Genomic DNA, 21,225 nt, shown 5'->3' on the forward strand with positions numbered 1-21,225 from the left:
GGGAAGAATAGCATGTCACATTCAATCGAACAACTTTCTATCAACACGATTCGCACATTATCCATTGATGCGATTGAAAAAGCAAACTCTGGTCACCCAGGAATGCCAATGGGTGCAGCACCAATGGCTTATACAGTATGGACTCAATTTATGAAACACAATCCAAATAACCCAACGTGGTTTAACCGCGATCGTTTCGTATTATCTGCAGGTCATGGTTCAATGTTACTATACAGCCTACTTCATCTATCTGGTTATGACTTAACAATGGATGATTTAAAGAACTTCCGTCAATGGGGAAGCAAAACTCCAGGACATCCTGAGTATGGTCACACAGCAGGTGTAGACGCAACAACTGGTCCACTTGGACAAGGTATTGCAACAGCTGTTGGTATGGCGATGGCTGAAAGACATTTAGCAGCAAAGTATAACCGTGATGCGTACAATGTAGTAGATCATCATACATACGCTATTTGTGGTGATGGCGATTTAATGGAAGGCGTTTCTGCTGAAGCATCTTCATTAGCTGCTCATTTACAATTAGGTCGTCTTGTAGTGTTATACGATTCTAATGACATTTCTTTAGATGGCGATTTAAATCGTTCATTCTCTGAAAGTGTAGAAGATCGTTATACAGCATACGGCTGGCAAGTTATCCGTGTTGAGGATGGAAATGATATTGAAGCAATTGCAAAAGCAATTGAAGAAGCGAAAGCTGACGAAAAACGTCCAACGCTAATTGAAGTAAGAACGACAATTGGTTTCGGTTCTCCAAACAAATCAGGAAAATCAGCTTCACACGGTTCTCCGCTTGGTGTAGACGAAACAAAATTAACGAAAGAAGCATATGCTTGGACTGCTCAACAAGATTTCCATGTAGCAGAAGAAGTATATGACAACTTCCGTAAAACGGTACAAGATGCTGGCGAGACTGCACAAGCTGCATGGAACACGATGCTTGGTGAATATGCACAAGCATATCCAGAATTAGCAAACGAGCTGCAAACAGCAATGAATGGTCTTCTTCCAGAAGGTTGGGAACAAAGTTTACCAACTTATGAATTAGGATCAAAAGCAGCAACACGTAATTCTTCAGGTGCTGTAATTAATGCTATTGCAGAGTCTGTACCATCATTCTTTGGTGGATCAGCTGACCTTGCTGGTTCTAACAAAACATACATGAATAACGAAAAAGACTTCACAAGAGCTGATTACAGCGGTAAAAACATTTGGTACGGTGTTCGTGAGTTTGCGATGGGTGCAGCAATGAACGGTATTGCACTACATGGCGGTTTAAAAACTTACGGTGGTACGTTCTTCGTATTCTCTGACTACTTACGTCCAGCAATTCGCCTTGCAGCATTAATGCAATTGCCTGTAACGTATGTATTTACACATGATAGTATCGCTGTTGGTGAAGATGGTCCAACGCATGAGCCGGTTGAACAATTAGCGGCACTTCGTGCAATGCCAAACGTTTCTGTTATTCGTCCAGCTGACGGTAACGAATCTGTTGCAGCTTGGAGATTAGCTTTAGAATCTACAAAAACACCAACTGCATTAGTGTTAACTCGTCAAGATCTTCCAACATTAGAAGGTGCAAAAGACGATACTTATGAAAAAGTAGCAAAAGGTGCATATGTAGTTTCTACAAGCAAGAAAGAAACGGCTGATGTAATCCTACTTGCAACTGGATCTGAAGTAAGCTTAGCAATCGAAGCGCAAAAAGCTTTAGCAGCAGACGGCGTTGATGCAGCTGTTGTTAGCATGCCATCTATGGATCGCTTTGAAGCTCAAACTGCTGAGTACAAAGAATCTGTACTACCAAAAGCAGTAACGAAACGTTTCGCAATTGAAATGGGTGCTACAATGGGATGGCACCGTTACGTAGGTCTTGATGGAGATGTACTAGGTATCGACACATTCGGTGCTTCTGCTCCTGGTGAGAAAATTATGGAAGAGTATGGATTTACTGTAGAGAACGTTGTTCGTAAAGTAAAAGAAATACTTTAATGATTTTAGAAAAATCTCTCCAGCATGGGGAGATTTTTCTATGTAATTGAGTTTTTTCGACAGGAAAAGTTTTTTCTCTCTCCGTAGTCAGACAATCATTGCAAATTTTCTCTTATATAATGTAGGGAAAAGGTTGTCCAGATCGGGAGGGAAAAAATGAAAACGTATGAATTGTATTTAATTCAAGAGGATATTGCGAAAGCTTACTTTGGTCGTGAATATTTGTTTTTTGATTTATTTGCTCGATTTTCAGAATCTGGGTCCCTTTCGGAGAAGAAAGTATTATATAAACAAATGACGTATATTACGATGCCGTTACAAGTAATGAAACTTCATCATAAATTAGAACAAGCTTTGCATGTTCTTGGCAAATATGAAAGAACACATCATACTCATACGCTCTATACAGGAGCCGAATATGGCGAAATAATGGTGAAACCACAATATATTCGAATGAATACTTCTGGAAATGTATCCATGGAAACAACTTTCTTTGAGGTGCTTAGAAAGTGTGAGTTAACATTTTTAGCGATGGATTATGAAAATAAAAAGTACGGATGGTTAAATCCTCTCAAACAAGTACGAACATATGTGTAAAAAATGTCGAATAGTATCTTGTCTTATTGAAAAGGTTTTAGTACACTGTAAGGTAGACAACATGAAGGAGGAAAAGATATGCCAATGTGGTTAGGTATTCTAGTGGGCGTAGTAGCACTAGTAGCAGGCGTGGCGTTAGGATTTTTCATTGCCCGCAAATATATGATGAATTACTTACAAAAAAATCCACCAATTAACGAACAAATGTTAAAAATGATGATGATGCAAATGGGACAAAAACCTTCACAAAAGAAAATCAATCAAATGATGAGCGCGATGAACAAGCAACAAACAAAATAAGCGCAAAAGGGCACTCTTACCGAGTGCCCTTTTCTTTTGGATATAAAAGGTATTTAAAACTTTTAAAAATTCTGCATTTTTGATAAACTGAAAATATCGCTCATTTTAAGAGAGGAGGATAAATATGAAAGTATTTTTAAATTTAGCTTGGTTTTTTAAACAAGAAAAACGAGCGTACATAATTGGAATTATTATGTTATTTGGTGTCGCGCTTCTTGAACTTGTAGCGCCAAGGGTACTAGGAATTGTAGTAGATGAAATTAATAATGGAACATTAACGTCTGAAAAATTGTTGAACTGGGTTATTTTATTAGTAGTTGTAGGAATGATGATGTATATATTACGTTACTTATGGCGTATTATGATTTTTGGATCTTCTTTAAAATTAGCTCGTCAACTGCGAAAGAATTTATATGAACATTTTACAAAGATGAGCCCATCTTTTTATCAATCACGTCGTACGGGCGATTTGATGGCGCATGCGACAAATGACATTCAGGCGATTCAGCAAACTGCTGGGTCAGGTGTGTTAACACTCGTTGATTCATTAGCTGTTGGAGGATGTGTACTCGTAGCGATGGGGTTTACAATTAGCTGGAAGTTAACGTTATTAAGTTTAATTCCGATGCCAATTGTAGCTATTTCTACAAATTATTATGGAACTTTATTGCATAGAAGATTTCATAAAGCACAGCAATCGTTTTCTGAAATCAATGATAAAGTACAAGAAAGTATGAGTGGGATGAAGGTAATTCGCTCACTTGGACAAGAGAAAGAGGATCTACAATCGTTTCGGAAGAAATCGGAAGATGTCGTACATAAAAATATGTTAGTCGCACGTATTGACTCGTTATTTGATCCAACGATTGCTCTAATTGTCGGATTTTCATTTTTAATCGCAATTTGTTACGGATCATTATTAGTTGTACGGGGCGAATTAACTGTAGGAGAATTAGTAACATTTACAACATACTTAGGGACTCTTGTATGGCCAATGTTAGCTTTTGGATGGCTATTTAATATTATGGAGCGTGGACGTGCTTCGTATGATCGTGTGGAGAAAATACTTTCACAAACTTCGGATGTAGTGAATAAGGAAAATGCTATACATGCTATAGCAAGTGGTGATGTTTCGTTTGCTGTTGATTCGTTTTCTTATAAAAAGAATGAACTATTAAACTTAAAAGATATTTACTTTAACTTAAGAAAAGGTGAAACGTTAGGAATTGTAGGGCGTACGGGTGCAGGGAAGACGACGTTATTAAAATGTTTAATTCGCGAGTATGACCACTTTAATGGTGAATTAAAAGTTGGTGAGCGGGATATTCGAGATTTAACACTTCACGGTGTACGCTCTGCAATTTCATACGTACCGCAAGATCATTTTTTATTTTCAGCGAGTATTGGGGAGAACATTGCTTTTGGAAAGGCCGATGCTACATATAAAGAAATTAGCAGGGCTGCTGAGATTGCTTGTATTCATAATGATATTGTTCAATTTTCGGAAGGATATGAAACTGTAGTAGGAGAAAGAGGGGTTTCGCTATCAGGAGGCCAAAAACAGCGGATTTCAATTGCACGTGCGTTATTAACGAATGCTGAAATTTTAATTTTAGATGATTGTTTATCAGCTGTAGATGCGAAAACAGAAGAAACTATATTAACTGCATTGAAACGAGAAAGAGCAGAAAAAACGACGATTATTACTGCGCATCGTTTAAGTGCGATTCAGCATGCAAATCTTATTCTTGTTATTGATGAGGGTAAGATTATGCAGCGAGGAACACATGAACAACTAATGAACGAAAATGGTTGGTATAAAGAAATGTATGAAAGCCAGCAGTTAGAGGAACTGGTAGAGAAAGGAGGCGTATGATGGCTGAGAAAAAGCAGAGTGATTTAAGGAGATTGCTTTCTTATATGAGACCATATAAAGGGTTATTAGCGTTAGCTTTTTTATTTCTAGTTGGTGCAACTGTAGCTGAAATGATGGGTCCTTTTTTAATTAAACAATTTCTTGATGAACACTTAGTACCACGTAACTTTGAACAATCAGCACTTGTTACTCTATTTGTAGTGTATATTATTGCTCACTTATTAAAAGTATTATTTACGTATTTAGACTTATTGTACTTTCAAAATATCGCTTTTAAGATTGTTCAAGATATGCGAGTTGAAGTGTATGAACATGTTCAAAAGTTATCATTAAGCTTCTTTGATCGTACGCCGATTGGTACGCTCGTATCTCGTATAACGAATGATACGGAAGCGATTAAGGATTTTTATGTTAGTGTACTATCAACATTCGTGAAAAATGTAGTCTTTTTAGTGGGGATTTTAGTAGCGATGTTTTTACTAGATGTAAAATTAGCGCTATTTTCTCTCATATTAATTCCAATTATGTTTGCGATTATGGTACTGTATCGTCGGAAAAGTGCAGCTTTTTATTTAGAGGTACGTAATCAACTAAGTGTATTAAATGCAAAGTTAAATGAGTCCATTCAAGGGATGAATATTGTTCAAGTGTTCCGGCAAGAAAAGCGGATGAGAAAAGAGTTTGAAGAAGTGAACAATAAGCATTATAGTGCTGGACGTCGTACATTGAAATTAGATGCATTACTTTTACGTCCAGCGACAGATCTTGTTCATATTGTAGCAATTGCGTTAGTTCTTGGTTTATTTGGAATTGACGCTTTAAAGAGTCCTGTTGAAGTAGGGGTTTTATATGCTTTCGTTAACTATATTCATCGCTTCTTCCAGCCGGTAAACGAGATGATGATGAAACTATCTTTCTTCCAACAAGCGCTCGTTTCATCATCGCGTGTATTTCATTTAATGGATGATAAAGATTTAGCTCCTGTTCAAATGGGGAGTGAAAATCCACGAGTAGTTAACGGGGAAATTCAGTTTAAAGATGTTACTTTTTCATATGATGGAAAGCGTGACGTTTTAAAAAATGTATCTTTTCACGTAAAACCAGGGCAAACGGTTGCTTTTGTCGGACACACTGGTAGTGGTAAGAGTACAATTATGAATTTATTAATGAGATTTTACAATATTAGATCAGGTAATATTGTAATAGACGGAGTGGGTTTAGAGAAGTTTGAAGAACAAGAAATTCGAAAGAAAATTGGTCTTGTGCTGCAAGATGCATTTTTATTTGCTGGAAATGTAAAGCAAAACATTCGTATGTATAATGAAGAGATAACGGATGAAGAGATAGAAGAAGCAGCGCGATTTGTGCAAGCGAATACGTTTATTGAAAAATTATCGGAGCAGTATGATACAGAAGTTGTCGAGAGAGGAGCTGCATTTTCTAGTGGTCAAAGGCAATTAATTGCTTTTGCTAGAACGATAGCAACTAATCCGAAAGTATTAGTGTTAGATGAAGCGACGGCAAATATTGATACAGAAACAGAGGAGGCTATCCAAACGGCATTGCAGCAAATGCGAAAAGGTAGAACAACGATAGCGATTGCACACAGATTGTCTACAATCCAAGATGCGGATCAAATATTTGTTATGCATGAAGGGGAAATCATAGAAAGAGGAACACATCAAGAACTACTTAGTGAACAAGGACTTTACTACAATATGTACTTACTACAAAATAAAGGGAGTTTGCAACAGGCCTTGTAGAATTACAAGGTCTTTTTTCTATTCTCTCAAGTATTAAAAGCATATAATAAAATTTTCAAAATATGTGAGAGGTTTGTCGTGTCCTTTAACTAGAGTTGTACATATTGTATATAGAATAACAAAATTTGATAGGAGCTTTTATATGCAAAATAGATCCAGTTCAAATATTACGTTTATCGATGTGTCTCATTGGGAAGGAAACATTAATTGGAATGCTGTGAAGTCATCTGGCATTCCAGCGGCGTACGCAAAAGCAACGGAAGGTGTGAACTATATTGACCCTACTTTCGTTCAAAATGTACAAGCTGCGAAAAATGCGAATGTATTAATCGGTGCATATCATTTTGCACATCCAGAACAAAATGATGCAATTTCAGAAGCGAAATATTTTGTAAGTATATTACAGAGTAATCAGACGGACTTAATTCCTGTTTTAGATTTAGAATCGCCAACGGATACTAGCAATAGTAGTTTAACGGGTGCGACTATATCGAATTGGGCAAGAAATTTCGTTAATTATGTGAAACAAGCTACAGGGAAAGATGTAATGTTATATACAGGAGTTTGGTATATTAATGAATTTGGAATTAACGGGTTAAGTGACATTCCACTTTGGATTTCCAGATATTCTAGTACACCGCCTGCTGATGCTGGTGGATGGACAGAGTGGACAGCATGGCAGTACACAGATTCTGGGCAAATTTCAGGTGTAGGAAATTGTGATGTATCAGCAGCTGTTTCATTAGAAGCTTTACAAGGAAATGGAGCAAGTGGTGGAGGTAATGTTTCTCTACCTAATAATGCAACCCCAGTATACGGAGTTGCTGTAATTAATGGTGATAATGTAAATTTGCGAAGTGGGCCAACTTTACAATCTAGTGTGATTCGCCAGCTAAATCGTGGTGAATCATATGAAGTTTGGGGTGAACAAGATGGATGGCTTTGCTTAGGGACGAATCAATGGGTATATAATGATCCTAGTTATATTCAGTATAAACATTATGTGGCAATTATTTCTGGTGATAATGTGAATCTACGAGACGCCCCATCATTAAACGGGAATGTTATAAGACAGTTACATCATGGTGAATCATATCGAGTATGGAGTAGGCAAGATGGATGGCTTTGCTTAGGGGCAAATCAATGGGTATACTATGATTCAAGTTATATTCAGTATGGTGTACAATAAAGTGAAATTAAAGGGTATCTCGACTGAGGTACCTTGGCAGTAAGACTCCCACCTCGAAATCCGGCGAATGCGAGGAAGTTAGGTGGGAGATCAAATGCCGGTAAAAGCCCGATTGGTTCAACTAATAATCAGTGGGAGATGGAAAAACCCCCCACCAATTAAAGTTTCACTTTATTAAAAATATATAATTTTCACGAAATATATATTGATAACATAGTATAATATAATTGGTATATGTTTAAAAATAATCGGAAATGAAATAGAGGAGTAATAATATGGAGTATGTGCTAATAGGTGGGATTTTAATATTATTAGCTGTAGTGTTTGTACTGTTTTATAAAAATAAACAGTTAGAATCAGAGAGTCAGCAAGTAGAGTTTGAAAAGAAACAAGCGATTGAAACGTATGAAAATGAGATTGCAGCTACGATTACAGGGCATAAAGAACAACAGGATACTTTAAAGAATATGGAACAGAAAAAATATAATGATTTACAAGTGAATACAGCTAGAGAACTTGAAAATATGCGTATGATGAAAAATCAATTGGCTGTTCAACATAGTAAAGAACGTAGTGAAATGCAAGATAAGCATAGTAGTGAAATACATATGTTTCAAAATTTAATTGCGGATTTACGAGAATATACCAAAAATGGTGCTGAAGTGAATGCGCATGAAACATTACAATATATGAAGCGAGGTTTCGTTGAGCAAGGAATATTACTAGAAGAAGAGTTTCATATTATACCGAACGTTTTTATGAGAAGTAATAAATATAGAGATAAACGTGACATAAATGATAATCGAATCCATCACCTCATCTTATGTAAAACTGGCATTTATCTACTTGAGACGAAAGAATGGACGGGGACATTAATTCATGGTTTAACGAGAGAAAATGCTGGTGTATATTCATTTGTGATGGAGGAAATTGGTAAGTATCAACATGAAATTGAAAAAGAAGAGACACTTGAATTTATTACGGAGGGAACTTCATTAACTATGCAAGTAAGAAATGAAGGGAATCCAGCGTATAAAGCGAAAATACTATCTCAAACTTTATATAATTGTTTGGAAGAAATGCAAGTAGATATTGTAAAGGAAAAAGTAAAACCGATTGTATATTTTGAAAATGAAAGCGGAAAAGCAGTTATTGATCTTTCTAATGAAGAATTGCCGAGATTTAAAGATAGAGAGGAAATTGTAACGTTTTTCAGAAATGAAGTTTTAACAAGTAAAGTAATATATACAGCACGAGAACTACAAAAGATTAAAGATATGATTGGCCAGATGAATTATGTTGCCAAGTGAAAATAAAGTAAAATTTTAATCAGTAGGGTTTTATGGGCAACCCGGCTCCTACCCTGTACAGCCGAATTTTGAGGTGGGAGTCTAACTGTCCGCAAATAGTGGGATAAAGAAGGTGTTATTTGGATGGAGAAAGGTAAAAGCGCTATATTGTGGGGAATGTTGTACATTTATTTTTGTTTGTATATATTAATGTACATTGCGTTTATTTTCGTTATTGATATGGTTCATGTGCCATTGAGTGTAATGAGTATGTTTGTGGTAGTAATGCCTTTTATTTTATTAGTTATTATTCAAAAGTTTATATTACATGTTTCGGCAAGAAGTAATAAAGGTAAGAAACAACTGTTTACTATAATGATGGTAGGTCTCATTCCATTGATAGTATGCACTGTACAATTAAGTATAAATAAATATACTTCAAACTTTAATCAGGATCGGTGGTTAAATTATGAAGAAAAACGAGTACATATGGTAGATGACCTATTACAGCAGCATAAATTGATAGGGAAATCAAGCGAAGAAATCACAAAATTATTAGGGCCCCCTATGGAAACAAGAAGTTGGGAAGAGGGAATTACTACTTTGTACTATCTTGGGAATGAACGTGGTTTCATTCCTATAGATAGTGAATGTCTTGTTTTGCAATTTGATAAAGATGGTAGAGTTATAGAGTATAAGGTACAACGAGATTGAAATAGTGAGAGGAGAGGCTATATCTTTTATAGCTTCTTTTCTATATTCCAATATAGAAAAAGTAGGCAAATAGTAGTCATTCCTATCTATACGAATGAGATAGAGTTTGTTATATTGTAAAGGGTTATTTAATTTAGAAGTTTGCTAGATAGCCTTAAAATTTTTAGATTAGGGAGGGAAGTTAACACGAATTAAGATATAAACGTGTTAAGTAATTAATATGAAAAAAGGATTTTATAATGTTTTAGCTGCATCAATTGTATTTAGTATGGTAACGATTCCAAGTTTTTCCTATGCGGACACAGTAGAAAAGACCGTAACAATTTCAACAGACGAGCAAGCTTTAAAAAGTATTGAAAGCCATATGAAAGATGAAGATGGACGTGGAGAGAGCAAAGGAATAACAAATGAAACGCAAGGAGATTTTCTTGTACATATAATAGGTTCAGCATCGTTATTTGATTCTGCTGAGTTACAAAAAGCGACAGGTGTTCAGTTTTCTAATCAAGTAGTGAAAGCCGAAAAACGAAAAGGAAACGCTTACTATGTACAAACAGAATCTGGAGCTGGGTGGATACAAAGTAGTGAAGGAAATGTAGAGGTTAAGGAAGTTTATCGCTTGGCAAACGAAAAGTTAGTAATTAATGAAGAGACAGCTACATATTCCGCACCATTTAATTCATATAAAGATGAGAAAGTGTTACAACCGCAAACAATTATTGCAATTGGACAAGTTGAAGAGTGGTTCCAAGTCCAAATAGATAATGAGGTGAAATGGATTTATTCACCTTCAGCAAAATTTGAGGGTACAAAAGCATCTCTTATTCAAAGCACAACTCCAACTCGTACGAAACGTGCAGCGGTTATGTATGCAGCGCCATCAGCAGAGAAAACAACGGATATTTACGGTGTACCATTAAAGGAAATGATTGTACCAACAGGTAATGAAAATATTCGTCCAGGTTATGCGATGAAACCAAAATACATTACAATTCATGAGACAGATAATTATAGTGTTGGAGCAAATGCTAGAAACCATGCACAATATTTATACAGCCAAGCAACAGGAACGACTGATCGTTCAGCATCTTGGCATTTTACAGTAGATGATAAAGAAATTTATCAACATTTACCATTAAATGAAAATGGTTGGCATGCTGGAGATGGAGCAGAAGGACCTGGTAATAGAGAATCAATTGCAATTGAAATTGCTGTCAACCAAGATGGTGATTATAATAAAGCTGTGGAAAATGCTCGCAAACTAGCAGCATATTTAATGGGGGAATTAAATGTTCCTTTAGAAAATGTGAAAAAACATCAATTTTGGAGCGGAAAGAATTGTCCGGCCATTATGATAAAGAATAATGCGTGGGAGCCATTTTTACAGGGAACGAAAGCTTATTATGATGCGAATCATAAAGATGATATAACTGGCGGTTGGTATGAAGCAGATATTCGTGAATTAGATAAAAGAGGTATTATGGTTGGAGACGGAAAGGGTTCTTACTGGCCAGAACGTCTTGTAACACGTGGTGAATTTGCTAATTTAGTTTCAAGATCATTGCAATTACCAGAGGGAAAATCGAATTTCAAAGATTTAAGCACAGCCCATTCATCGTTAGTAGATGGTATTAATCGTGCAGCTAGTGCTGGGATTATAAGTGGACGAGGAAATGATATATTTGCTCCGAATGATACGATTAAACGTGATGAAGCTGTCATTATGATTGATCGTGCATTGCAATACAAAAATATTAAAGGTAATTTAGTTTCATTACCATTTACGGATCAAAATTTAGCGTATGATAAACAGGCGGTTCAACGTGTTTATGGGTTAGGTATCGTAAAAGGGAATGAGAATAATGAGTTTATGCCAAAAGGTTTTGCAACACGTGGGGAATCGGCAGCATTTATTAATAGAATGTTAAAAGTAATAGAGAGTAAATAATGGAAAGGCATTCGCTTTGGCGAGTGCTTTTTTATTTTTCAATATGTTATAGAAAGGGGATGTGAATTTTGACTGGAATAAGGAATGAAAGTGGAGGTGATGCATATATTTAGAGGTATTGGGTAGTTTTTGTAATTTAGTATAAAATGAAAAGGAGGTAGGGCGGTGAAATCAATACCGACTGAAGTCCTGAGTAAGGAATTGATGGAAAGAGAAGGGGTTATATCTATTACAGTGATGGAATTTGAAAAGATAGAAGTGGCCGGAGTAGTTGTTTCTGGTCCAGCTGTTATTTTGATTAATCAAGAGTAAATACATAGTATCAATATAGAGAAGTAGAAAGAGCATCCATTTAGGATGCTTTTTGTTTGTATAGAAGTGCGCATATGATAGGAAATTGGAGGGGGAATATGTGGCAATGATTATGACATCGATACTAGCTGGATGTATGTTGTTAGTAGAGTAAAGAAAACTATTAATATATTTTACGAATGAATTATGTAAGTAATTCATATTTCTCATATAAAAGGATTTGCTTTAATATAATGAGTGTAAAGTTCGAGTATTCGAAGTATTACTTGAATTATATCCCTATCCCTTTTCTAAAAATGCGAACAAGTTTTGCCCTATTCTATTCAATAGTTTATTGTATAGAAATATATTGTTCGATGACCATTATGGAACGCACATAATGGGTAAATCCCGATCCTTAAAGAGGATGCCCCTAATCTTCATGTGAAAATATGATCGGATAAGAAAGCTGGCCAATTTATGGTCAGCTTTCTTTTTGTTCAATGAGTAAGTCTTCTTTAATTTCTGTTTGCAATAATAAAGTTTTTCCGAAGCGACGTTTACATTCAGCCCGTACTTTTTGAATAGCTAGTAGCTTAGAAGTAGCAGGCACTGTGACAATGGCTTGCCGAGGTTTTCGATTTTCTTCACAAAAGACACACTCCACAACATATTTAGAAATCATAATTTCATCCTTCCATATTGAATTTCTAAGAAGGGACTGCTCATGAAGTTGATGTAAACTTTCGGCATCTTTTTACTTATTTCCTCTTTTTTTAAAGGGGGAATAAAAAAGAAGGCGAATTTTAGTAGGGGAGGGATGTATGTATATGGAAAGATGGATAGGTACGGCAGCTATTTGTATGAATGAAAGAAATGAAATTTTAATGGTATTGCAAGGAAAAGAAGGGGAAGAAAAAAGGTGGTCTGTCCCAAGTGGAGGACTTGAAAAGGGAGAAACACTAGAAGAATGTTGTATTCGAGAAGTTTGGGAGGAAACAGGTTACAATGTGGAGGTTGTAAATAAAATATACGAAAAAAAAGGTATTACATACGGGATTCCGGTGTATGTTCATTATTACTTTGTTAAAAAAATAGGCGGTAATATGAAAATCCAAGATCCGGATGAGTTAATACATGAGATTGATTGGAAAGGGATACATGAAGTTGGAAAATTATCGTTAGCTTTTCCGGAGGATTACGAGCTAATATACCGATATATAAATGAAAAAGCAAGTGTGTAAGTACTTGCTTTTTTTAGTGTATCCAAGATAAAAAAAGTGGAACAATAACTAAACTAGCTCCAGCAGTTAAAAGCATTGATAAACTTGCAATTGTACCTTCTACAGGACCGATTTCAAATGCTTTTGATGTTCCGGTTCCATTCGCACTAGTACCTAGCATTATACCTTTTGCGAGAGCTGTTTTAATACGGCATATGCGTATGAGCGTAGGGCCGAGTAATGCTCCAGTTAAGGCAGTTAATACGACGAAAACGGCTGTTAATTGTGACATGCCGCCAATCATTTCTGAAATAGCCATTGCAATAGGTGTTGTTACAATGTGTGGTGCTAAACTTTGTTCTATTGTAGAGTCAATTTGAAAAAAATCAGCTAATAGTGCGGAAGTAATAACCGATAGAAATGAACCAACAATGACATTAATTAAAATGGCCGTTCCATGTTTTTTTAATAAATTAAAGTGTTTATAGATTGGCCATGCGAAAGCAACTGTAGCAGGTTTTAATAATTCTGTTAGCCAATGACTACCAGATTCGTAGGTTTCGTATGGTGTATCTAATCCGAGTAATAAAGCAATTAAAATGATTGGGCATACAAGAAGGGGAGAAAGTAAGCTCCAATTCCAGCGTTGATACATTTTTTTAGATACCCAATATGTGAATAGTGTTAATAGTAAACAAAGAAAGCCGATCATTGTGTTGATCCTTTCCGCTTTAATAGCAATTCTGTTAAAAGTCCTGTTACGAGAGTGACACAAAGTGTACTAATCACGATAATCAAAATGAGATCGATTCCATATTGTGATAATGTATCTTTGTAACGAATGACAGCGACTGCAGAAGGGATGAAAAATAAAATAAGTTCTTTTAATAAAAAGTCTGCACCGTCTTGTATCCATTCTTTTTTCACTATGTTAAATTTTAATGAGATTAATAATAAAAAAATACCGATTATACTTCCTGGAACTGGGAGGTGTGCCTGTTTTGCAATCCATTCACCTGTCCAAGCGAAACAAAATAATAATAAAATTTGTCCGCTTAACTTCCACCATTTCATACAGTAACCACCTTTTTGTTTTTTACATAAAAATTGTAAAAAATAATTCACAATTTCTACTATACGTTCATTCGAAATATTTGTCTAATATATAAATTATATGTTATTAATATATTAGATGTATTAATCGAAAATGAAAAGGGTGTCCAAAATGGAATTACGGCATTTGCAATATTTTGTTGTAGTGGCAGAGGAATTGCACTTTGGACGAGCGGCTGCTCGTCTACAAATGACACAACCACCGCTTAGTCAACAAATTCAGCAATTAGAAAAAGAAATGGGAGTTATGTTATTTTCAAGAACGAAGAGAAAGGTTGAATTAACAGAAGCAGGAGAAATGTTTTTAAAAGAAGTGAAAAAAGCGTTTGAACAAATTGAAAAAGCAGTAGAAGTTGCACAAAGTGCTCAAAGGGGAGAAGTTGGATCACTTTCAATTGGTTTTGTAGGTGCGGCGATATATGATATTTTACCGTCAATCGTCAGGGAGTATAGAAAGAAATTTCCAAGAGTGTCTGTTGCATTACATGAATTGTCAACACCGGATCAGGTGCATGCACTTCATGATAATCGAATTGATATTGGATTTTTACGTCCGCCAATTCCAACGCAATTACTTGAGTTAGAACCAATTCAAAAACTGTCGTGTACGTTATGTTTACCGAAGGCACATCCGCTTGCTGAAAAGGACGAAATACATATCGAAGATTTAAGGGATGAACCTTTCGTATTTATTACGAGACCAGTATGGCCAGCGTTATACGATACAATTTTATCGCTATGCCGCGATGTCGGTTTTAGTCCGCACATTGTACAAGAAGCAACGGAGTATCAAACTGTCATGGGGCTTGTAGCAGCAGGTATTGGAATTACAGTAATACCTGTATCCGCAAATAAATTGTATAAAACAGAAGTTGTATATAAAGAGTTATGTGATTCTAATTTTGTTGCAGAAATGTCAGTGGCTTATAAAAAAATGAATAACAATCCAGAGTTGTTAGAGTTTTTGAAAATTGCAAGAGAGAAAAAAAGGATTGAAGTGGAAGATGCGAAGGCTGAATAGTTGATGAAGTTACAAGGCAGTCATGATAATTAAGTTATATAAAGATTCACCTCGTTAAACAAAAAACGGAAATGTAACTAAAGTGCATTTCCGTTTTTTGTTTTTTTGTTCAATGCTAAAGAGGTAAATATGCTTGGTTTCTAGGACTAAAGGCTTAGTAAAGATTCCGATTGTAGTGCGATGTTTAAAATGTCATATTTTTATACACTAGTAGTATAGAATGCGTATGTTATGAAGTAAGGTAGGGGAAGGGATCTATGTCTTTATGTCGGTTAGCGAGAAAAAATATACAAACATTTGCTACCAAAAGGTTAAAACAATTTACGTGGATTGCTATGAATACAATGATTTGTTTTTTTATGATATCATTCCGATTCAATGAAGCTGTAATAAGTAAAGCGGGATATACACTTATATTTGTAAAGTGGTTTTATGCTATGTTTCTATTTGGAGTTTTTGTATGTATTTTCATTACTTATAAAATGACAGCCTCTTTTTTACAGGTAAGAAGAGAGGAGTTTAAATCGTATGAAGTAGTGAATATGACGAGAAAAGAAATGTTATGTTTATTGTGTTATGAGCAATTATTAATTTACGGAGGAGCTTTCGTTTTCGGATTAATTCATGGTATGTTATTTTTGAAATTATTTATTATTATTTTTATGAAAACAGTAGGAATCCAAGGAGTAACAAATGCACCGATTACGACGTATGCGATAATGGTAACAGCAGTTGTTATGATAACCGTCATTATAATATCAATGTGGCAATGTTGTAGGTTTACACAAAGGTTAAAGGGTGAAAAGTCATATGAAACAAGGAAAAAGGCATGAGAAATCATGGCTTTTTCTTCATTTTACACATGTTATTAATCATGATACAGTGGGAAGAACTGAAAAAAAGAGTTAAGAAGAAAGGTTGTATGGAATGATAAATGAGCAAGCGATCGTAAAAGTTGATCGATTAACAAAGCGAATTGGTTCAAAGACGTTAGTAGAAAATATTAGTTTTGAAGTGAAAAAAGGTGAAGTAGTTGGCTTATTAGGACCAAATGGTGCTGGAAAAACGACATTAATGCGAATGATGGTCGGAATGATTCGTATGACAGAAGGAGAAGTATGGATTGATGGTCAATCTGTAAAACAGCAATTTGAAAAAACTGCTGCGAAAATTGGCGCTGTAATTGAGACACCAGAATTTTATCCTTTCTTAAGCGGCTATGAAAATTTAACATATTTCGGACGAATGAATGGAAATGTGACTGAAGAGCGTATCGATGAAGTTGTGCAACTATTAGGAATGGGACAAGTAATTAACCGTAAAGTAAAAGCATATTCACTCGGTATGAGACAACGTTTAGGAATTGCTCAGGCACTTATACATAATCCGGATGTATTAATACTAGACGAACCAACGAACGGATTAGATCCTAGTGGTATACATGAGATGCGGATGTACATAAAAAAAATTGCACATGAACAAGGAAAAGCTGTTCTTGTCTCTAGTCACTTACTCTCAGAAGTTGAATTAATGTGTGACAGGGTTATTATTATTCAGCACGGAGAATATGTCGCAACACAAAATATTCAAAGTGATAAAAAGGAAGAAACAGAAGAAATACATATACGTGTAGATGATGCCAATAAAGCGGCAGAGATTTTAGAATACGATGTTTTAGTAAAAGAAAACGAATTAATTATAAACGTGAAAGATGAAGAAATTCCAAATATTCTTCGTACATTGATGGAGAAAAATATTCAAGTTTATCGTGTATATGAAGAAAGAAAAACGCTAGAAGAGCAGTTTTTAGAATTAACAGGGGGAAAAGATATTGTTTAATTTAGTTTATAACGAGCTGTATAAAATATTTAAGCGAAAGCGAACGATTATTCCTTTTGCAGTTATTGCGGTATTAATTATTGGGTTAGGATGGGTTACGGTAAAGTATTTAGAGCCAGAAACAAAAGGGTGGAAAGCGGATTATACAGAACGCACTGTAGAAATTGAGAAAAAGCTAGGCATGAAAAAAGAGGATATTTTAACAGAAAATTCAGGAGACGAGCTTGTAAAGGAATACCAGCTTAAAATGAAGCATTTAGATACGAATACAGCGCCAGCAAGTAGTTCGCCACTTTCTTTCATGAGAGATACTGGTTTTATTATTTTCCCTATTTTACTTCCGTTTATTCTCGTGTATGCGAGTACAATTTTTGCGAATGAATATAGCTGGGGAACATATAAGTTTTTAACGATTCGTCCAGCGAGCAGATTTAAAATTTTAACATCGAAATTTTTGGCCATCGTTATATTTGCGGCATTATTATTTATCTTTAATATGATTTTTTCAACATTATGTGGGCTAATTATTTATAAATTCCAACAACCATCTTGGACTGAATTTGTCACTCAAAATGGAAATATAATAAAACAAAATATTTTCGTAGAAGCAAGTAAATATTATATTTTATCTTGGTTACCAACTCTTGTGTATGCTGCATTTGCCTTTATGATTTCCGTTTTAACGAGATCGAGCGGAGGTGCAATCGGGATTTCTTTATTTCTTGCATTATCAGGGGGAATAGCGCTAATTCCGGCAGCAAGATATGAATGGGCGAAATATTTATTACCAGCGAATACAGATTTATATGGGCTTTCAAAGGGTGGAAGCTTTATTGATGGAGTAACATTCCCATTTGCTTCTTGTATGCTTCTTCTATACTTAGCTGTATTTTTAGGGGTTTCCTATACTGTATTTACAAAACGAGATTTAACAGCATAAGCAAAAAGCCGTTAAGGGTAACTTAACGGCTTTTTGCTTGTAATAATTGATGAATAGTTTCTTCGGCTAATAAGGCGAAATACGCCGCGCTAATAGGCAATGCTTTTTCATCTACTGTAAAAGCTGGATGATGCCATTCATGTGTACCACTTGTTCCCATAAAGACGAATGAACCTGGTATTTCTTGTTGGTAAAAAGAAAAATCTTCTCCTGCCATTGATGGTGTAGGAGAGATAACGTTTAGATTCATTTTCTCTGCAATCTGAATAGAAAGATCAGTGAGTACTTTATCGTTTTGAACAGCAGGAGGACCTGGGTAAAATCGAAATACTGTTTTTACACCTAGTGCATCAGAAACGCCTTTAATGATACGTTCCATTAATGCCGGAATCTTTTCACGTGTTTCAGCTTGGAATGTACGAACAGTTCCTTCTAATGTAGCTTTTTCAGGAATAACGTTCCATGTATTCCCTGAATGAATGTTTGTTACACTTACGACAGCGTTATGAGAAGAACTAATATTTCGGCTTACAATTGTTTGAAGTGCCATAACGATTTGAGATGATGCAGCGATAGGATCGACGCCGGCATCAGGCACAGCTGCATGTGTCCCAACACCATGAATTTCAATTTCAAATCGATCTACTCCAGCCATTAGTGGACCGTCTTTAATACCGATTGTACCTACTGGTAAATCGGGCTTATTATGCATACCAAACACGGCTTGTACATTCTTTAAATGTCCAGCTTCAACAACTTTACATGCTCCGTTTCCACTTTCTTCAGCAGCTTGGAATATAAAGCGAACAGTTCCGTTAAGAGAAGCTTCTTTTTCTTTTAATAAGTAAGCCACACCCAACATAGCAGCTGTATGAAAATCATGCCCACAAGCATGCATTTTACCTTGTATTTTTGAAGTGTATGGAAGGTCTGTTTCTTCCTGGATAGGAAGGGCATCGATATCAGCACGAAGCGCTACAACCGGTCCGTTTTTATTACCAGAAATTTCAGCGATAACTCCTGTTTCTAAATTGGAATCAATAATAGTAATATTAGCTTCTTCTAACCAATTTTTTATTGCTTTTGTCGTTTCAAATTCTTCGTACGATAGTTCTGGATATTCGTGTAAATGCCGACGAATGGAAATAAGTTTTTCTGTTAATTGATTTGGAATGGATGCCACTTATTATCCCCCTCTTTCTTAAGTGAAGTATTTGTATTCATTATATAACACAATAATAAAAGAGAGGATTTTCAAATGAAAATCCTCTCTCGTTTATCCCGCATTAACGGGCAGTAAAACTCCCACCTCAAAATTCGGCTGAAGCAAAGAAGTTAAGTGGGAGATCAACTGCCCATAAATGCCCGATTGGTGAAGGCTAATAATCAGTGGGGATGAACAAAACCCCCACTGATTAAAGTTTCACTTTATGCTGCAACTTTTTTATGAGTATGCTGTTTTTTATAACGTCCACGCATTGCATATGCAATTTGCGGGATTGCAATACCGATTAAAATAAGTGATACACCGACCCATTGTGAAGATAGTACAGCTTCTTTTAAAACGAATACAGACATAATTGTTGTAACTGGCAGTTCTGCTGCACCAAGAATAGTTGCTAAGCCAGACCCGATTTTTGGAATACCGATTGTAAAGGCAATGGACGGAATAACGATACTAAATATTCCTAATCCTAAGCCATATTTCCAAAGGCCTTGAGAAATCGCTCCATTAAAAATAAATGTTGGCGGGAATACGATCATGACTAAAGTTAAAGCGCCAGTCATTAAAAGGACACCGCGTGGTAATGAAGGTACTTCAAGGGCAACTTTACCACTGACGAAAATGTATGTTGCAAATGTAACAGCAGATAATAAGCCTAAAATGATTCCAGTCGTATCGAAATCACCAGCTGATGTTTCTAATAACCCACTTGATAAAAATGTACCTACAAGTAAGAAGATTACTGAAATAACTTTTTCTTTTGAAGGTAATGTTTTTGTTGAGACTGCTTCAATGATAATTCCAACCCAAACGAACTGGAATAAAAGTATAATTGCAATAGAAGCTGGTACAGTTTTTAAAGAAGCGTAGTAAAAAATCCCGGTAAAACTTGCAGACGTTCCTGCGACGAATAAAATTAACATTTGTTTTAGTGGAACACGATGTCTAGAAAATAGAAGTGTAATAGCAAGTAAAATAATCCAACCGAACAAATACTGGCTACCAATTACCTCTCCAAGTGAAAATCCTTCTGCATATGCAAGTTTAACAAAAATAGCTAAAACCCCATAACTACACGCTCCTAATAAAACTAAAAGAGAATAACGAAGCATGAAAAATTCCTCCCATCTATATGAAATTGTTCCGTAACGGACATATATAACTAGAGGGAGTATACAAAATTAAAAATGAAGGGTCAAATGAAAGAAAAGTGCAAAATTTTATAGAATAATAATAAAAGTATGATATTTATGCATAATCTTGAAATTAGTAATAATAGAAGTATTGTAAAATCAGCTTTGTATTGTATAAAGACAGCATTTGAAAAAAATATTTTTTAAGCAATATGTAAATAGACGTACTAGTAATATGCTAATCATTTGAGAAACTATGTTATCTTTGTTATGTTAATAACATTAGAGAGGTTTTGTAGTCTAATTGAGATTTTTCTATATAATAGAAGGAAATGAAAACGTTATTTTAGAAACTGTTTGAAAGGGTAGTTTTTCTTATTGTCACGTTGCTAAAGTGATTTCACGAATTGTTCATAGTATTTTTATATGTTTTTGCTACAATATTTAGGGAGAGGAGGAAACAACGGTAAGTGAAAACATAGGTAAACGTGGACATACGTAGTAAAACATAAGCTTGATGACTGCATGGAGAGAAATGTTTCAACCATCGTCATCACACACAAAGATAGGTTTGTTCGTTTTGGTTATGACTGGTTTGAGGGATTTCTTCATAAGATGGGAGTCAAAGTTATCATTGTTACTAATGAAAAGTTGTCTCCACAAGAAGAACTTGCTCAGTATTTGATATCTATCATTCATGTATGTAGTTGTAGGGTATATGGATTGAGGAAATACAAAAGAAAATGTCGGA

At 35.4% G+C, this 21,225-nt stretch carries 20 protein-coding genes and 2 pseudogenes; 17 read left to right on the forward strand and 5 right to left on the reverse strand.

The window, feature by feature from the left end; genetic code table 11:
* The first annotated feature begins 12 nt into the window (after nt 1-12).
* The 10 genes from tkt to MKX77_RS06685 all read left to right on the forward strand — a co-directional run bounded on the left by tkt (nt 13) and on the right by MKX77_RS06685 (nt 12,001).
* Complete coding sequence (gene tkt / locus MKX77_RS06640; protein ID WP_341306091.1) at nt 13-2,013, forward strand: transketolase; 2,001 nt, start codon at nt 13-15, stop codon at nt 2,011-2,013.
* Nucleotides 2,014-2,169: 156 nt separating this feature from the next.
* Nucleotides 2,170-2,610: a sporulation inhibitor of replication protein SirA gene (sirA, locus tag MKX77_RS06645; RefSeq protein ID WP_002160871.1), complete on the forward strand. Its 441-nt coding sequence runs from the start codon at nt 2,170-2,172 to the stop codon at nt 2,608-2,610.
* A gap of 78 nt (nt 2,611-2,688) precedes the next feature.
* Nucleotides 2,689-2,910 carry a YneF family protein gene (locus tag MKX77_RS06650; RefSeq protein WP_001132292.1) on the forward strand — a complete coding sequence of 74 codons (222 nt, stop codon included), beginning with the start codon at nt 2,689-2,691 and terminating at the stop codon, nt 2,908-2,910.
* 124 nt (nt 2,911-3,034) lie between these two features.
* A complete protein-coding gene (locus tag MKX77_RS06655; protein ID WP_215553852.1) occupies nt 3,035-4,786 on the forward strand; it encodes an ABC transporter transmembrane domain-containing protein in 1,752 nt (583 codons plus the stop codon).
* A complete protein-coding gene (locus tag MKX77_RS06660) occupies nt 4,786-6,549 on the forward strand; it encodes an ABC transporter ATP-binding protein (RefSeq protein ID WP_341306092.1) in 1,764 nt (587 codons plus the stop codon). Before MKX77_RS06655 ends, MKX77_RS06660 begins: the two co-directional genes overlap by 1 nt.
* Before the next feature lie 142 nt (nt 6,550-6,691).
* Nucleotides 6,692-7,738: a GH25 family lysozyme gene (locus MKX77_RS06665; protein WP_341306093.1), complete on the forward strand. Its 1,047-nt coding sequence runs from the start codon at nt 6,692-6,694 to the stop codon at nt 7,736-7,738.
* Between the two features lie 275 nt (nt 7,739-8,013).
* Nucleotides 8,014-9,048: a nuclease-related domain-containing protein gene (locus MKX77_RS06670; RefSeq protein WP_341306094.1), complete on the forward strand. Its 1,035-nt coding sequence runs from the start codon at nt 8,014-8,016 to the stop codon at nt 9,046-9,048.
* Between the two features lie 123 nt (nt 9,049-9,171).
* Entirely contained in the window at nt 9,172-9,741 is a 570-nt protein-coding gene (locus MKX77_RS06675) for a hypothetical protein (protein ID WP_341306095.1), read from the forward strand.
* Nucleotides 9,742-9,961: 220 nt separating this feature from the next.
* The gene (locus MKX77_RS06680; protein ID WP_341306096.1) at nt 9,962-11,689 is read left to right on the forward strand and encodes an S-layer homology domain-containing protein; all 1,728 of its coding nucleotides are present in this window, start codon (nt 9,962-9,964) and stop codon (nt 11,687-11,689) included.
* 165 nt (nt 11,690-11,854) lie between these two features.
* The gene (locus MKX77_RS06685; RefSeq protein WP_000836278.1) at nt 11,855-12,001 is read left to right on the forward strand and encodes a BC1881 family protein; all 147 of its coding nucleotides are present in this window, start codon (nt 11,855-11,857) and stop codon (nt 11,999-12,001) included.
* A 463-nt stretch (nt 12,002-12,464) separates the two neighbouring features.
* Here the strand turns inward: MKX77_RS06685 and MKX77_RS06690 are convergent, their stop codons facing one another.
* Complete coding sequence (locus MKX77_RS06690; RefSeq protein WP_341306097.1) at nt 12,465-12,665, reverse strand: DUF3903 domain-containing protein; 201 nt, start codon at nt 12,663-12,665, stop codon at nt 12,465-12,467.
* Between the two features lie 145 nt (nt 12,666-12,810).
* On the opposite strand from MKX77_RS06690, the gene MKX77_RS06695 reads away from it, so the two are divergent.
* Nucleotides 12,811-13,224, forward strand: coding sequence for an NUDIX hydrolase (locus MKX77_RS06695; protein WP_215553845.1), 414 nt, complete (start codon nt 12,811-12,813; stop codon nt 13,222-13,224).
* Between the two features lie 13 nt (nt 13,225-13,237).
* Here MKX77_RS06695 and MKX77_RS06700 read toward each other — a convergent pair whose 3' ends face one another.
* A complete protein-coding gene (locus MKX77_RS06700; RefSeq protein ID WP_215553844.1) occupies nt 13,238-13,915 on the reverse strand; it encodes an LrgB family protein in 678 nt (225 codons plus the stop codon).
* A complete protein-coding gene (locus MKX77_RS06705) occupies nt 13,912-14,277 on the reverse strand; it encodes a CidA/LrgA family holin-like protein (RefSeq protein ID WP_000872360.1) in 366 nt (121 codons plus the stop codon). The genes MKX77_RS06700 and MKX77_RS06705 overlap by 4 nt, the downstream gene beginning before the upstream one ends.
* Before the next feature lie 151 nt (nt 14,278-14,428).
* On the opposite strand from MKX77_RS06705, the gene alsR reads away from it, so the two are divergent.
* The 4 genes from alsR (at nt 14,429) to MKX77_RS06725 (ending at nt 18,116) form a co-directional block, all read left to right on the forward strand.
* Nucleotides 14,429-15,337: an acetoin biosynthesis transcriptional regulator AlsR gene (alsR, locus tag MKX77_RS06710; RefSeq protein ID WP_002033496.1), complete on the forward strand. Its 909-nt coding sequence runs from the start codon at nt 14,429-14,431 to the stop codon at nt 15,335-15,337.
* 257 nt (nt 15,338-15,594) lie between these two features.
* Nucleotides 15,595-16,170, forward strand: a complete 576-nt coding sequence (locus MKX77_RS06715) for an FtsX-like permease family protein (RefSeq protein WP_341306098.1) — start codon at nt 15,595-15,597, stop codon at nt 16,168-16,170.
* Between the two features lie 94 nt (nt 16,171-16,264).
* Nucleotides 16,265-17,176 carry an ABC transporter ATP-binding protein gene (locus MKX77_RS06720; RefSeq protein ID WP_341306099.1) on the forward strand — a complete coding sequence of 304 codons (912 nt, stop codon included), beginning with the start codon at nt 16,265-16,267 and terminating at the stop codon, nt 17,174-17,176.
* Nucleotides 17,169-18,116, forward strand: a complete 948-nt coding sequence (locus tag MKX77_RS06725; RefSeq protein WP_341306100.1) for an ABC transporter permease — start codon at nt 17,169-17,171, stop codon at nt 18,114-18,116. The genes MKX77_RS06720 and MKX77_RS06725 overlap by 8 nt, the downstream gene beginning before the upstream one ends.
* A 22-nt stretch (nt 18,117-18,138) precedes the next feature.
* Here MKX77_RS06725 and MKX77_RS06730 read toward each other — a convergent pair whose 3' ends face one another.
* Both MKX77_RS06730 and MKX77_RS06735 read right to left on the reverse strand, forming a co-directional pair.
* Nucleotides 18,139-19,299: a M20 peptidase aminoacylase family protein gene (locus MKX77_RS06730; protein WP_341306101.1), complete on the reverse strand. Its 1,161-nt coding sequence runs from the start codon at nt 19,297-19,299 to the stop codon at nt 18,139-18,141.
* A 245-nt stretch (nt 19,300-19,544) separates the two neighbouring features.
* Nucleotides 19,545-20,453 carry an EamA family transporter gene (locus MKX77_RS06735; RefSeq protein WP_341306102.1) on the reverse strand — a complete coding sequence of 303 codons (909 nt, stop codon included), beginning with the start codon at nt 20,451-20,453 and terminating at the stop codon, nt 19,545-19,547.
* Between the two features lie 325 nt (nt 20,454-20,778).
* Here MKX77_RS06735 and MKX77_RS30615 point away from each other — a divergent pair.
* Both MKX77_RS30615 and MKX77_RS06740 read left to right on the forward strand, forming a co-directional pair.
* Nucleotides 20,779-20,922: pseudogene (locus tag MKX77_RS30615) on the forward strand (peptidase T).
* 83 nt (nt 20,923-21,005) lie between these two features.
* Nucleotides 21,006-21,224: pseudogene (locus MKX77_RS06740) on the forward strand (IS607 family transposase); the annotation flags it as partial.
* Nucleotide 21,225: the final 1 nt, after the last annotated feature.

The sequence above is a fragment of the Bacillus sp. FSL R9-9410 genome (genome assembly GCF_038050385.1).
GTDB classification, from domain to species: Bacteria; Bacillota; Bacilli; order Bacillales; family Bacillaceae_G; genus Bacillus_A; species Bacillus_A cereus_U.